13 protein-coding genes are annotated in these 12608 nt (G+C 44.4%); 7 read left to right on the forward strand and 6 right to left on the reverse strand.

Going from position 1 to position 12608, the window contains the following annotated elements:
- Nucleotides 1–75: 75 nt before the first annotated feature.
- Nucleotides 76–1968 (reverse strand): phosphoglycerate dehydrogenase, encoded by a 1893-nt coding sequence (gene serA, locus ACPD8L_RS05200; protein ID WP_423942360.1) that lies wholly within the window; start codon nucleotides 1966–1968, stop codon nucleotides 76–78.
- A gap of 155 nt (nucleotides 1969–2123) precedes the next feature.
- Nucleotides 2124–2576, reverse strand: coding sequence for a methyltransferase family protein (locus ACPD8L_RS05205; RefSeq protein WP_116217943.1), 453 nt, complete (start codon nucleotides 2574–2576; stop codon nucleotides 2124–2126).
- Nucleotides 2577–2635: 59 nt separating this feature from the next.
- Here ACPD8L_RS05205 and ACPD8L_RS05210 point away from each other — a divergent pair, with 59 nt between their 5' ends.
- The 4 genes from ACPD8L_RS05210 (at nucleotide 2636) to ACPD8L_RS05225 (ending at nucleotide 7761) form a co-directional block, all read left to right on the forward strand.
- Entirely contained in the window at nucleotides 2636–3214 is a 579-nt protein-coding gene (locus tag ACPD8L_RS05210; protein WP_423942362.1) for a non-canonical purine NTP diphosphatase, read from the forward strand.
- A 145-nt stretch (nucleotides 3215–3359) separates the two neighbouring features.
- Complete coding sequence (locus tag ACPD8L_RS05215) at nucleotides 3360–5126, forward strand: DEAD/DEAH box helicase (RefSeq protein WP_116217945.1); 1767 nt, start codon at nucleotides 3360–3362, stop codon at nucleotides 5124–5126.
- A gap of 75 nt (nucleotides 5127–5201) precedes the next feature.
- Nucleotides 5202–5978, forward strand: coding sequence for a carboxypeptidase-like regulatory domain-containing protein (locus ACPD8L_RS05220; protein WP_116217946.1), 777 nt, complete (start codon nucleotides 5202–5204; stop codon nucleotides 5976–5978).
- A 97-nt stretch (nucleotides 5979–6075) separates the two neighbouring features.
- Nucleotides 6076–7761, forward strand: a complete 1686-nt coding sequence (locus ACPD8L_RS05225; protein ID WP_423942364.1) for an alpha-amylase family glycosyl hydrolase — start codon at nucleotides 6076–6078, stop codon at nucleotides 7759–7761.
- Here the strand turns inward: ACPD8L_RS05225 and ACPD8L_RS05230 are convergent, their stop codons facing one another.
- From ACPD8L_RS05230 to ACPD8L_RS05240, 3 genes are read right to left on the reverse strand one after another with little or no spacing between them, the layout of a single operon-like run.
- The gene (locus ACPD8L_RS05230) at nucleotides 7762–8142 is read right to left on the reverse strand and encodes a VOC family protein (RefSeq protein WP_421809612.1); all 381 of its coding nucleotides are present in this window, start codon (nucleotides 8140–8142) and stop codon (nucleotides 7762–7764) included.
- Nucleotide 8143: 1 nt separating this feature from the next.
- Complete coding sequence (locus ACPD8L_RS05235) at nucleotides 8144–8671, reverse strand: SRPBCC family protein (RefSeq protein ID WP_116217948.1); 528 nt, start codon at nucleotides 8669–8671, stop codon at nucleotides 8144–8146.
- Between the two features lie 40 nt (nucleotides 8672–8711).
- The gene (locus ACPD8L_RS05240; RefSeq protein ID WP_423942365.1) at nucleotides 8712–9365 is read right to left on the reverse strand and encodes a TrmH family RNA methyltransferase; all 654 of its coding nucleotides are present in this window, start codon (nucleotides 9363–9365) and stop codon (nucleotides 8712–8714) included.
- 88 nt (nucleotides 9366–9453) lie between these two features.
- On the opposite strand from ACPD8L_RS05240, the gene ACPD8L_RS05245 reads away from it, so the two are divergent.
- Nucleotides 9454–10152 (forward strand): SIR2 family NAD-dependent protein deacylase, encoded by a 699-nt coding sequence (locus ACPD8L_RS05245; RefSeq protein ID WP_421809614.1) that lies wholly within the window; start codon nucleotides 9454–9456, stop codon nucleotides 10150–10152.
- On the opposite strand, the gene ACPD8L_RS05250 is transcribed toward ACPD8L_RS05245, so the two are convergent.
- Nucleotides 10115–10588: a heme-binding domain-containing protein gene (locus tag ACPD8L_RS05250; RefSeq protein ID WP_116217950.1), complete on the reverse strand. Its 474-nt coding sequence runs from the start codon at nucleotides 10586–10588 to the stop codon at nucleotides 10115–10117. The two genes, ACPD8L_RS05245 and ACPD8L_RS05250, sit on opposite strands and share 38 nt — an antisense overlap.
- 32 nt (nucleotides 10589–10620) lie before the next feature.
- Here ACPD8L_RS05250 and ACPD8L_RS05255 point away from each other — a divergent pair, with 32 nt between their 5' ends.
- A complete protein-coding gene (locus tag ACPD8L_RS05255; protein WP_421809615.1) occupies nucleotides 10621–11193 on the forward strand; it encodes a hypothetical protein in 573 nt (190 codons plus the stop codon).
- Nucleotides 11194–11241: 48 nt separating this feature from the next.
- A complete protein-coding gene (gene purB, locus ACPD8L_RS05260) occupies nucleotides 11242–12585 on the forward strand; it encodes an adenylosuccinate lyase (protein ID WP_423942367.1) in 1344 nt (447 codons plus the stop codon).
- Nucleotides 12586–12608: the final 23 nt, after the last annotated feature.

Genomic DNA, 12608 nt, shown 5'->3' on the forward strand with positions numbered 1-12608 from the left:
ATTCAAGAGAAAAGACCGCCTATTAGTTCTTGAGTCTTGGCTCTAGGTTCTTTAGTCTTGACACTTGAGTTTTGCCTAGTAAAGTACCCTGAACTTAATGGTATTTTCTATACCCTTAAGCTCCTTGATCACATCTTTGTTGTATTCCTTGTCCAAATCAGAGATCACATACCCCACTTCAGAATCCGTGGAAAGGTACTGACCCGTGATGTTCAACCCGTATTTAGCCAACACCTCATTGATTTTGGCCATGATCCCCGGAACATTCCTGTGAATATGCAAAAAGCGGTGCGCCTTGTTCTGCTTAGGCAGTCGGATATTTGGGAAATTCACCGCATCCACCGTGTTCCCTGAATTGATGTAATCCATGATCTTGTTCGGTACAAAGTCAGCAATGTCGCGTTGGGCTTCTTCCGTACTTCCACCAATATGTGGTGTTAAAATCACATTGGAAAGTCCTTGCAGTGGTGTTTCAAACGAACCGTTGCTTCGTGGTTCGGAAGGGTACACATCCACAGCCGCTCCACCCAACTTTCCACTTTTAATGGCTGCGGCCAAAGCATCGATATCCACCACAAATCCACGGGAAAGGTTAATAAGCTTGGCGCCGTCTTTCATTTGGTTGATTTCTCGCTCACCAATGAAATTTTTGTTCGCCTTGTTATCATCCACGTGTAACGTTACCACATCAGAAACGGACAACAGGTCTTCCAAGGTGCTACATTTAATGGCATTACCAATGGCCAACTGGTCGTTTACATCGTAATAATATACTTTCATCCCCATGGCCTCTGCCAAAACGGACATTTGCTTTCCTATGTTTCCGTAACCTACAATACCCAAGTTTTTGCCTCTCACTTCCTGAGAACCGGCTGCGGTTTTGTTCCACTCGCCATTGTGGATTTCCGTACTTCGCGGAAAAATGCTCCGCATTAACATAACGGTCTGCCCAATGGCCAGTTCCACTACCGAACGGGTGTTACTATACGGTGCGTTGAACACCACAACCCCTTTTTTCTTGCTGTATTCCAAATCGATTTGGGTGGTACCAATACAGAAGGCACCCACTACCAAAAGTTTGTTGGCGGCATCCAAAACCTTTTGGGTCACCTGGGTCTTGGAACGTATTCCCAACACATGCACCCCTTTGATTCGCTCTATGAGCTCTTCCTCAGGAAGACTGTGCTTGACCAATTCAACGGAAAATCCTTCTTCCGATAGGTTTTTAAAAGCATCGGGGTGGACATTTTCAAGCAATAATATCTTGATTCGGTTCTTGGGATAGGATAAATTACGTGGCAAATCGTTCACAAATAAAAATTCATCTAGGTTAGGTGCTACGTGGTCCGCATTGTTCGTTGCTTTCTCACGGTGCACATTCTCTGTATAGGCGAAAAACTTATGGGCAATACCGGCCTCGCGCATCACATAGTCGCTATAGCCGTCACCAATTACTTGGACCTCGCCGTCCAAATCCAAGTTCTTCAAACACTCAATTTTCCCATTATGGGAAGCGAGAACATTGGCTTCGTCGAATCCAATGATGTTTCCTTCTTCATCAAATTTAAAGGTATTGGCATAAACCCGATCGGATGGAATGTTGTATTCTTCCACTATGGGGTCGATAAATTCCTTGAATCCACAGGAAATTACATAAATATCATCCGAAAACTCTTTAAAAAAGTCTTTATTGGATGTTATGGATTTGGAAATTTTGTGTCGCAATTCACCCACCAAATGCTCCAAATCGTTCTTGTGTGCATTCAATAGACGTATTCTTTTTTCAAGGGATTCCGTAAATGAAATGTCCCCATCGATTCCCAAGTTGGTGATCCTCTGGATCTCCTTTACAATTTCTTCCTTGTTGGATTTGCCTTGAAGGGTAATTTCCGCCAAAACATCCAATGCCTCTACCCGGGTAAGGGTGCTATCAAAATCGAAAACGTATTTGCGTCCCTCTTCTACCATGATGTTCTCAAAAAATTAAGGCGTAAAATTAAGCATTAATTCCATCAACCAAATTGGAAGCCTACCAAAACCTTACAGAATTGCGGATAAATCAAAAAACGCTTTTAAAATGTTTGAAATGGCACCCGAAATCCACTTTTTTGTAATGATTGCGTTCAAAACCAACGCCGGGTAATCTTGGAATACATCCGATATTCCTTTCCGAATACCTCCTCCAATGCCTTTTCTTCATTTTGAATCTGAAAATGGTTCATATACGATACAAATCCGGCAGCCAAAAGGGTGTTGAACGCGTTGCCCAACCAAAGGCCAAAGGCCAGTAAAAAAAGAAGCATTCCTAAATACATAGGGTTACGGGTGTACACGTAAATACCGTTGGTCACCAATTTTTCGGCCTTTTTGGGACTCAAGGGATCCACCGTGGTCTTGGAGGCCAAAAACTGCCCCACTGCAATAAGTATCACCAAAATACCCAATGCACAGAGTATCATTGAAAGTGTTTTGCGTCCAAAAAAGTCAAACTCCCCAAAGGGCAAAAACCTATCCAAAACATACATCAGACCGCTAAAAACAAGTAGCACCAAAGCTGGGGGAATCCGTAGTCCCATATTCCAAAAGTTATGCTTCGAAATTACTACTTTTGGGCCTTATTTGAATCTTTTCCAGCGTGAGACTTGTCTTTGCCACCCATAACGACCATAAACTACGTGAGGTACAACAATTACTTCCCAACTCCATTGAACTGCTCTCCCTAAAGGATATCGGCTGTTTTGATGAAATCCCTGAAACTGGGGAGACTTTGGAGGAAAATGCCAAAATCAAGGCCGATTTTGTCACCCAAACCTATGGTTTCGACTGTTTTTCGGACGATACCGGGCTTTTGGTGGATGCGCTCAACGGCCAACCCGGGGTCCATTCTGCCCGTTATGCCGGGGAGCAAAAAAATGCCCAAGACAATATGGACAAATTACTTTCAGAAATGAAAGGGGAAGAGAATAGGAATGCGCATTTCAAAACCGCCATCCACTTGAATACAGGCAGCAAAAGCCTTGTTTTTGAAGGCATTGTTGAAGGTGTCATCACCGAAAAGGAGACCGGAACAGGTGGATTCGGATACGACCCCATCTTTATCCCTGTCGGCTATGACAAAACCTTTGGGGAACTATCCTCGGAGACCAAAAATGCCATCAGCCACAGAGGAAGGGCCATCCAGAAACTGGTGGACTTTTTAAAAAAGAAGGCGTAATAGCTTCCACGGAATATATTTAGCGTACATTTGCCGCTTTATTAACGCCGCCGGTATGGGCAAGGTGTTGCGATGGGCTTGAAAGGGTTATACGAAAATCGCTCTATGCAACACAACATATTTGCGATTTAAGGTATACACCGCTATGACAAAATTTGAAGCCTTGGGGTTAGATCAACCCCTATTGGATGCTATTTCCGATCTTGGATTTGAATCTCCATCCGAAGTACAAGAAAAATCAATCCCCATTCTTTTGGAACAAGACACCGATTTGGTGGCCTTGGCCCAAACAGGAACAGGTAAGACCGCTGCTTTTGGTTTTCCCATGATCCAAAAGATCCATGCGGAGAGCAGGACTACGCAAGGATTGATCCTTTCACCCACCCGTGAACTGTGTTTGCAGATCACCAACGAACTAAAATTATACTCCAAATACGTTAAAGGTCTGAATACGGTTGCCATCTATGGTGGCGCCAGTATCACCGAACAGGCCAAACAGATAAAACGCGGCGCGCAGATCGTAGTGGCCACGCCAGGCCGGATGAAGGATATGATCGGCCGTGGGATGGTGGACATTTCCAAAATTGATTACTGTGTTTTGGATGAAGCTGATGAAATGCTCAACATGGGCTTTTATGAAGATATCAAGGACATCCTATCCAACACTCCACAAGAAAAATTGACTTGGTTGTTTTCAGCGACCATGCCCAAGGAAGTGGCTTCCATCGCCAAAAAATTCATGCACCAACCTGTGGAAATCACCGTGGGCACCAAAAATGCAGGGGCATCAACGGTACAGCACGAATATTATGTGGTGGGTGGACGCGATCGCTACGCGGCCCTAAAACGTTTGGCCGATGCCAATCCCGGTATCTTTTCCGTGGTTTTCTGTAGAACCAAGCGTGACACCCAACGGGTAGCCGAAAAATTAATCGAGGATGGGTACAATGCAGGAGCATTGCATGGTGATCTAAGCCAGAACCAGCGTGATTTGGTCATGAATGCCTTCCGAAAAAAGCAGGTACAAATGTTGGTGGCCACCGATGTGGCTGCCCGTGGAATTGATGTGGACGACGTGACCCACGTGATCAACTATCAATTGCCCGATGAGATCGAGACCTATACCCACCGAAGCGGACGTACGGGACGAGCCGGAAAATCAGGTATTTCCATGGTCATTGTCACCCGTTCCGAACTGAGAAAGATCAAGTCCATTGAAAATAAGATCAAACAGGACTTTTTAAAGAAAAATATTCCTGATGGTATCGAAATCTGCGAGATTCAATTATATCACTTGGCCAACAAGATTAAGGATACCAAGATCAACAAGGAGATAGATAGTTACCTTCCTGCCATCAATGATGTATTGGAGGGTATCGACCGTGAGGAGCTTATCAAGAAAATAGTTTCCGTAGAGTTCACCCAATTCTACAACTATTACAGCAAAACCAAAGACCTTAATAGTCAAGATGGTGGCAGGGATAGAGATGGCAAAGGGACTTCCAAAGGAGAAATTCCATCTGAAGGTTCCGTGCGTTACTTCATCAATGTTGGTGAGCGCGATGGTTACGATTGGATGTCGCTGAAAGACTTCCTAAGAGATACATTGAACCTGGAAAAAGAAGACATTTTCAATGTAGACACCAAAGACAGTTTCTCTTTCTTCAATTCTGATGCGCATCTGGCTGAATTAATTATTCAAACCTTTAGCGAATTCAAATTGGAAGGTCGCTTCATCAATGTAGAAATTTCTACCAAGCCCGGTGGTGGCGGTGGAAAAGGTGGAGGCAAAAAACGTGGACATCGAAAAGGTGGACACCGAAAAGGCGGAAGCAACAAACCATCCTTCAAAGGAGGAAAAAAAGGTGGATACGGTAAGAAAGGTGGCAAAAAGAGGTCTGGCTTTTATTAGTTAATTCTATATTAAATCACACGGGCTTCCTGTTTATTTTTCTTTGTTTAGTATTTTTATACCTACAAAGATTGCATGAGAAGATATCTACTTTTACTTTTTTCCTTGACCGTTGGATTTTGCTTTGCCCAAAATGACGACGAATCCAGCGTTCAGGAGGAGTTGACCGCTACGGTAATCAACGCTCAAAGTGATTTCCCCTTGGAAAGTGTGCACGTCATTAACCTGAATCAGGTAAAGGGTACCATCACGGACCAAAATGGAAAGTTTACCATTCAAGCTGCCGTAAACGATACCTTATACCTATCCTACTTGGGTTTTAAGACCCAAAAAGTACGGGTCACCAATGATATGTTCCGGTTCAAGGACACCAAAATAGCGTTGACGGAGCTGGCCTACGCCTTGGAAGAAGTCATCGTAAAACCTTATCAACTTACAGGCTATTTGGAAATCGATGTAAAGAACCTTCCCATCAACAATGCCTATCAATACAGCATCTCTGGTCTGAACACCAGTTATGAAGGAGGAAACAAGAGTCCCAGTGCCGTGACCAAGGTCTTGGGGGCCATCCTAAATCCGGCAGATCTCCTGCGGAACCTCTTTGGCAAAAAGCCCAGACAGATGCGAAAATTGCGTCAGATGAAAGAAGATGACAACATCCGGAATCTTCTGGCCTCTAAATTTGATCGGGAAACCCTCACCGAGCTGCTCCAATTGGAAAAAGTGGACATCGAGGACATCCTCAACAACTGCAACTATTCAAAATCCTTCATCAATACGGCCAATGACCTGCAGATATTGGATGCCATTTCCAGCTGTTACGAAGAGTACAAAGTACTCAACCGAAAGTAACGAACACCTTTTTACGCTTTACCCGTAGCGACTTGGGACGATAAATAAATTTTAGTTTTCCATATTCATTTTATAGCTTTAGGGAAAATCCCAATGCATGAAAAAACTACTTGTACTCATGTCAATTCTGTCCATTTTGTTCGGTTGTAGGGAAGCTAAGAAAGAGCAACAAACCACAGAACAGGTAGTTGAGGAACAAAGCCCAAAAAAAGAGGTTCCTTTTGTTTGGGAAGGGGCCAATATTTACTTTCTGCTTACGGACCGTTTCAACAACGGAAACCCGGACAATGATGTCAATTTTGACAGAACGGAGGATACTGCCATACTCCGGGGCTTTGAAGGAGGCGACCTCCAAGGGGTCACCCAAAAGATAGAGGAGGGCTATTTTACCGATTTGGGCATCAATGCCATATGGCTCACTCCGCTGGTGGAGCAAATCCATGGCGCAACGGACGAAGGAACCGGAAAAACCTATGGCTACCATGGATACTGGGCCAAGGATTGGACGGCCTTGGACCCTAATTTTGGCACTCGAAAGGATTTGGAAAACATGGTCAAGGCAGCCCATGCCAAAGGCATCCGAATTCTTTTGGACGTGGTGCTCAACCATACCGGTCCTGTTACCGAAAAAGACCCAGCCTGGCCGGATGATTGGGTTCGCACAGGTCCAAAATGCGATTTCACCACATACGAAACCACCACCGCATGCACCTTGGTGGAAAATTTACCCGATGTGCTTACCGAATCCAATGAATCCGTGGAGCTTCCCGATGCCCTTTTGGCCAAATGGAAGGAAGAAGGCCGATTGAGCCAAGAACTGGACGAATTGCAGCTTTTCTTTGAAAGGACAGGATATCCCAGAGCTCCAAGATACTACATCATCAAGTGGCTCACCGACTATATCAATGATTTTGGAGTGGATGGGTTCCGCGTGGACACTGTAAAGCACGTGAACGAAAATGCTTGGGCCGATTTGCACAAAGAGGCCAATTACGCCTTTGAAATGTGGAAAAAGAAACACCCGGACCGTATTCTGGATAACAACCCTTTTTATATGGTGGGTGAAGTGTACAATTATGGTATTTCAGGAGGACGGGAATTCGATTTTGGGGATAAAAAGGTGGATTACTTCAACTATGGTTTCAATAGTCTTATCAATTTTGAATTGAAGGACGATGGAATGAAGACGTACGAAACCATTTTCAAAAAATACAACAACCTACTCAATAACAAACTAAAAGGAAAAAGTGTCCTCAACTATCTTACATCCCATGATGATGGCGCCCCTTTTGACAAGGAACGCAAAAAACCGTACCGTTCTGCCAATGTACTGTTGTTGACACCTGGTGCCTCACAGGTATATTATGGGGACGAAACCTCCAGAAGCCTTATGATAGAAGGGGCCGAAGGCGATGCCACCCTTCGTTCCTTTATGAACTGGAAAGAACTGGACAGTTTGGCAAATGTTCAAAAGATTCTCGAACACTGGCAAAAATTGGGGCAGTTCCGAAGGGACCACCCTGCTATTGGGGCCGGACGCCATAAGCGTTTATCCAAATCCCCTTACGTGTTCTCCAGAACCTATGTTGATGGGGACTATCGGGATAAAGTGGTCGTAGGACTTGACCTTCCCAAAGGAAAAAAATCACTCAACGTTAAGGGCTTCTTTGGGGATGGCACCAAATTGTACGATACCTATTCAGGCACCGAAGTAACCGTTACTAAAGGGAAAGTGCTTCTGGACAATGCATTTGATATGGCCCTTTTGGAATTGGTGGAATGATCAATTCCGGGAATGCAGTGCAATCCGATTTCCTTCCGAATCCAAGAACAATCCCATATACCCCACATCCGGACTAATTTGGGTCTTAGGCTTTAAAATTTTGCCTCCAGACGGCTCCACACGGTCCAATTCCTGTTGTAAATCGGTACAGGCAAAATAAATCAGGACTCCTTCCGTATTGCTAGGCGTATACCAATCCGTATTCTGGATAAGACAACCTGCAGCCCCGGTTTTGGTCTCATCCCACGGAAACCATCCCATCTTGGTCCCACCCATATCATGAACCTGGATGGCAACCCCAAAAACCGCTTCGTAAAACCCTTTGGCCCGGTCCATATCGGCAACGGGAATCTCGAACCAACCCACCATGTTTTGTTCCATATTATTCCTCCAAGATTGATTTCAAATTGTCAAGTCCCTCCTCAAAATCCTTTCCAACAGCTTTGTCCATGTTCATGAACAGCATCATAATGCTGAACGGAAATTTATTTTTTCCAGAAAATCCCCAAGTCACCTTAGTCGAATTGGCATCCACCGCTTCGGTGGCCAAATAGGCATCGGAAGTGGACTTCCAAGGCTTCAGGAATCTAAGTTCGGACTCAACACGCTCCCCATCCACAATTTTGGTGATCTCTTGCTCTCCTTCCCCAACATCCTTATTCCCGTTCCAATAGCTCATCGCTCCCACCTCTCCATCTGTTCCGGTCAACTTTTTCTCCATGTCGGGGTCCTTCTGGTTCCAAGGCGACCATTGATCTTGGTTTTTAAGAAATCGAAGATTTTCAAAAACCTCGGATTTGGGCTTCGCAATCACAATCGATCTTGAAACATGGTACGTTTTGGGTGCAATAGCTGCCAAAATAAGGATGAGCAGCACAATCCCGGCTAGAATGTAAAATATCGTAGTCATTTGTCTTTGAATTGGTTAGATACTAAATGTACAAAAAACTTTATTCCGAAAGATATCGCTCAATAATACCTTCCACACTTTTGATGGATTTCTTGGTCCAGTCCAACCGTTTCTCAAGGATTTCGGCCTGGGTAAGCTGCCAATCCACATTGGATTTTCTGACTTTTTGGGCGAGCTCTTGTATAATGATCGCTGCCGATACGGAAACATTCAAGCTTTCTGAAAAACCGACCATAGGAATTTTCAGGTATCCATCCGCTTGTTGCATTACCTCCTCACTTAAACCTTCCTTTTCCGTTCCAAAAAACAAGGCAGTCTTCTCCCTTGGGAAAAAATCCGGGAGCAGTAGGGAATCGTTATGTGGGGTTGTAGCAATGATCTGATACCCCGACTGCTTCAATTTGGAGATACATTCAGAGGCATCCCCATATGTATGCATATCCACCCATTGTTCGGCCCCAACGGCAATGTTCTTGTCCAATCGCTTTTGAAAACGATCTTCCACCACATGTACCTCTTGAACACCAAATACATCGCAACTCCTCATGATAGCGCTGGTATTGTGCATTTGATACACATCCTCAATAGCCACGGTGAGGAATTTGGTGCGGTTTTGCAATACCTCAAGGAAGCGCTGCTTGCGCTCATCGGTCAAATACCCTTCTAAATAGGTCAACAAATCATCATTTTGCATAAATGCCAAGATAGAAAAAAATGAAATTCCTATTTTTGAACCTCCCCTGCTTTGGTCGCCCCAAACTTCCAACAAAGAAAACTAAACAATGGTCAAAAAGAAAATAGTGGTGCTCACTGGCGCGGGAATGAGTGCAGAGAGTGGCCTCAAGACCTTTCGCGATTCCAATGGTCTGTGGGAAGGTCATGATGTCATGGAAGTGGCCTCTCCCCAAGGTTTTGCCAAGAATCCGGAATTGGTCCTCGATTTTTACAACCAGCGCAGGCGACAGCTTTTGGAAGTCAGTCCCAATGCGGGACACCATGCTTTGGTGGACTTGGAAAAACATTTTGAGGTGAGCATAGTGACCCAAAACGTGGACAACCTCCATGAACAAGCCGGCAGCTCCCATGTGGTACATTTGCATGGCGAACTGTTCAAAGTACGGAGCACCATGGATGAAAACCATGTGTTGGAATGGAAAAAGGACTTGATTCTTGGTGATTTGGACAAAAATGGACACCAACTCCGACCCCATATAGTCTGGTTTGGTGAAATGGTTCCTATGATGGAAACCGCGGCCCAAATTACCCAATTGGCCGATATCCTGATCATTATAGGAACCTCCATGCAGATATACCCTGCAGCCAGTTTAGCGAATTACGTATCGGGACAGACCCCTATCTTTTTTGTGGATCCCAAACCCAGTGTACGTCCATCAGATTTTGGGAACCTTACCATAATTTCCGAAACTGCTGCGGAAGGAGTCCCTACTCTTGTGAATCACTTATCTGATACAATGACCTGACCCCAATGGCCCAATCCAACAAACTCTTTTTCTGTGCTTCCGTAAGTCTGGCCTCTTTATGGGTCCAGGTGTACTCCTTTAAAGGCATTTTGCCCTTTTTAACCTCTTCAACCAACTCTTCCAGCTTATGATCTTTCTTTTTGTCCGAATAATTTCCCCAATCCGAAAAATTGAGTTCCTCCTTGCCTTCCTGGACATGGTGGTCCAACCAATACGAAACCGGGGCCACATTGTTGTACCAAGGATAGACCGTGTTTCCACTATGACAGTCGTAACACGTAGACTTCAAAATCTGCTTGACTTCGGTGCTGGGTTGGGTCTCGGCCTCAAAAACGGCAACATAATCACTATCGGACAGATTTTTGTTCGGTCTGTAAAATTGCATGCCTATAAAGACCACCAACAAGACAATGCCTATTTTTTTTGCTATTTTCATTCGAACCGGATTTTAACTAAAAATACACTTTTGTGACCAAACAACAGCTACATACCAAATTGCATTCCGGCAGACTTACAAAGTCCGAAGTAGACCAATTGGTGGAACAATTGATACAACAGCCCTCATTGGCTGAAGCACTCTTTCTTGAGGTATTGAAAGAAGACAAGGAAGGGACATTCAATGCCAGCTGGACCTTTGATCACTTGATGCGGAAAAGGTTGGTCTATCTATTGCCCATGATGACCCTTTTCACAAACAGTCTGTCCGAACTACGGTGCGAATCCTGCATCCGTCCCATGGCCCATGTCTGCGAAATGGTTACAGAGGCCTATTTCAAGAAAAAAGACCTTGTTTTCATCAAGAATATAGCCGATGAACATCTAGAGAAAATAATGATCACCTGTTTTGACTGGCTCATCAGCCCCATGAACATGGCCCCGAAGGTATTTTCCATGACCAGTCTTTACTATTTGGGACTGAAATTTGATTGGGTACATCCTGAATTACGCATGATTTTGGAGGAATCTTATGCCACAGGTACGGTGGGATACCAGAACCGAGCCAAAAAAACACTGGACAAGCTGGCCAAATTAAGCCGATAAACTCTACAAGTTTAAGTATCTTTGCCACTTCCAAAACAGTACGCAAAAATGTCCTTAACGCAACTCAATGCCATTTCACCGATCGATGGTCGGTATAGAAACAAAACTGAATCCTTACAAAATTACTTTTCCGAGGAAGCCCTCATCAAATACCGTGTCCAGGTAGAGATCGAGTATTTCATTGCCCTTTGTGAAATACCGCTGCCCCAATTGTCTAATTTTGATGGAACCAAATTCGAGGAGCTACGGTCCATTTACAAGGATTTTTCTGCTGAGGATGCACAGGCCATCAAAGAAATTGAAAAAACCACCAACCACGATGTAAAAGCCGTGGAGTATTTCATTAAACAGCGTTTTGATGCCTTGGGATTGGAAGACCATAAAGAATTCATCCATTTCGGGTTGACTTCACAGGATATCAACAATACGGCCATTCCACTCTCCATCAAGGAAGCGATGAACGATAGCTACGTTCCTTCTTACTTTGAGGTGTTCGAAAAATTGAAGGAATTGGCCAAGGAATGGGAAAACGTACCCATGTTGGCGCGTACCCACGGACAACCAGCCTCCCCTACCCGTTTGGGCAAGGAAATCGATGTGTTTGTGGAACGTTTGAAAGAACAGTTCAATTTATTGAACGACATCCCCAGTGCCTCCAAGTTTGGAGGGGCCACAGGAAACTACAATGCCCATAAAGTGGCCTATCCCAATATCGATTGGAAAGCCTTCGGCAGTAAGTTTGTACAGGAAAAATTGGGTCTTTACCACTCTTTCCCCACAACCCAAATTGAACATTACGACCATATGGCCGCTTTGTTCGATTGCCTTAAACGCATCAATACCATCTTGATCGACCTCAACCGGGACGTTTGGACCTACATATCCATGGACTATTTCAAACAGAAAATAAAAAAGGGAGAAGTGGGTTCATCGGCCATGCCCCATAAAGTGAATCCCATAGATTTTGAGAATTCCGAAGGAAATTTGGGTCTGGCCAATGCCATTTTTGAGCATTTATCGGCCAAACTTCCCATTTCCCGATTGCAGCGCGATCTAACGGATAGTACCGTATTGCGAAACGTAGGGGTGCCCTTTGCCCATACTTTGGTCGGGTTTCAATCCACGTTAAAGGGGTTGAACAAATTGGTACTGAACCAAGCAAAATTTGAACAAGATCTAGAGGACAACTGGGCCGTGGTAGCCGAGGCCATCCAGACCATTTTACGCCGCGAAGGCTATCCCAATCCGTACGAAGCCCTAAAGGGCTTGACCCGGACCAATGAGAAGATCAACCAAAAGTCCATTGCGGATTTTATTGAAACCTTGGAAGTTTCGGATGCCATCAAAACAGAATTAAAACAAATAACCCCAGCGAATTATACCGGGGTTTAATTAAACTCAAACTATTTGATTTT

This window comes from Flagellimonas algicida (assembly GCF_049629585.1).
Lineage (GTDB): Bacteria > Bacteroidota > Bacteroidia > Flavobacteriales > Flavobacteriaceae > Flagellimonas.

Excerpts from the sequence above, each read along its gene's own strand:
- ACPD8L_RS05240 (WP_423942365.1), bottom strand. The coding sequence starts at position 9,365 with ATGCAAAATGATGATTTGTTGACCTATTTAGAAGGGTATTTGACCGAT.
- ACPD8L_RS05220 (WP_116217946.1), top strand. The coding sequence starts at position 5,202 with ATGAGAAGATATCTACTTTTACTTTTTTCCTTGACCGTTGGATTTTGC.
- ACPD8L_RS05215 (WP_116217945.1), top strand. The coding sequence starts at position 3,360 with ATGACAAAATTTGAAGCCTTGGGGTTAGATCAACCCCTATTGGATGCT.
- serA (WP_423942360.1), bottom strand. The coding sequence starts at position 1,968 with ATGGTAGAAGAGGGACGCAAATACGTTTTCGATTTTGATAGCACCCTT.
- ACPD8L_RS05205 (WP_116217943.1), bottom strand. The coding sequence starts at position 2,576 with ATGGGACTACGGATTCCCCCAGCTTTGGTGCTACTTGTTTTTAGCGGT.
- purB (WP_423942367.1), top strand. The coding sequence starts at position 11,242 with ATGTCCTTAACGCAACTCAATGCCATTTCACCGATCGATGGTCGGTAT.
- ACPD8L_RS05250 (WP_116217950.1), bottom strand. The coding sequence starts at position 10,588 with ATGAAAATAGCAAAAAAAATAGGCATTGTCTTGTTGGTGGTCTTTATA.
- ACPD8L_RS05225 (WP_423942364.1), top strand. The coding sequence starts at position 6,076 with ATGAAAAAACTACTTGTACTCATGTCAATTCTGTCCATTTTGTTCGGT.
- ACPD8L_RS05230 (WP_421809612.1), bottom strand. The coding sequence starts at position 8,142 with ATGGAACAAAACATGGTGGGTTGGTTCGAGATTCCCGTTGCCGATATG.
- ACPD8L_RS05235 (WP_116217948.1), bottom strand. The coding sequence starts at position 8,671 with ATGACTACGATATTTTACATTCTAGCCGGGATTGTGCTGCTCATCCTT.
- ACPD8L_RS05245 (WP_421809614.1), top strand. The coding sequence starts at position 9,454 with ATGGTCAAAAAGAAAATAGTGGTGCTCACTGGCGCGGGAATGAGTGCA.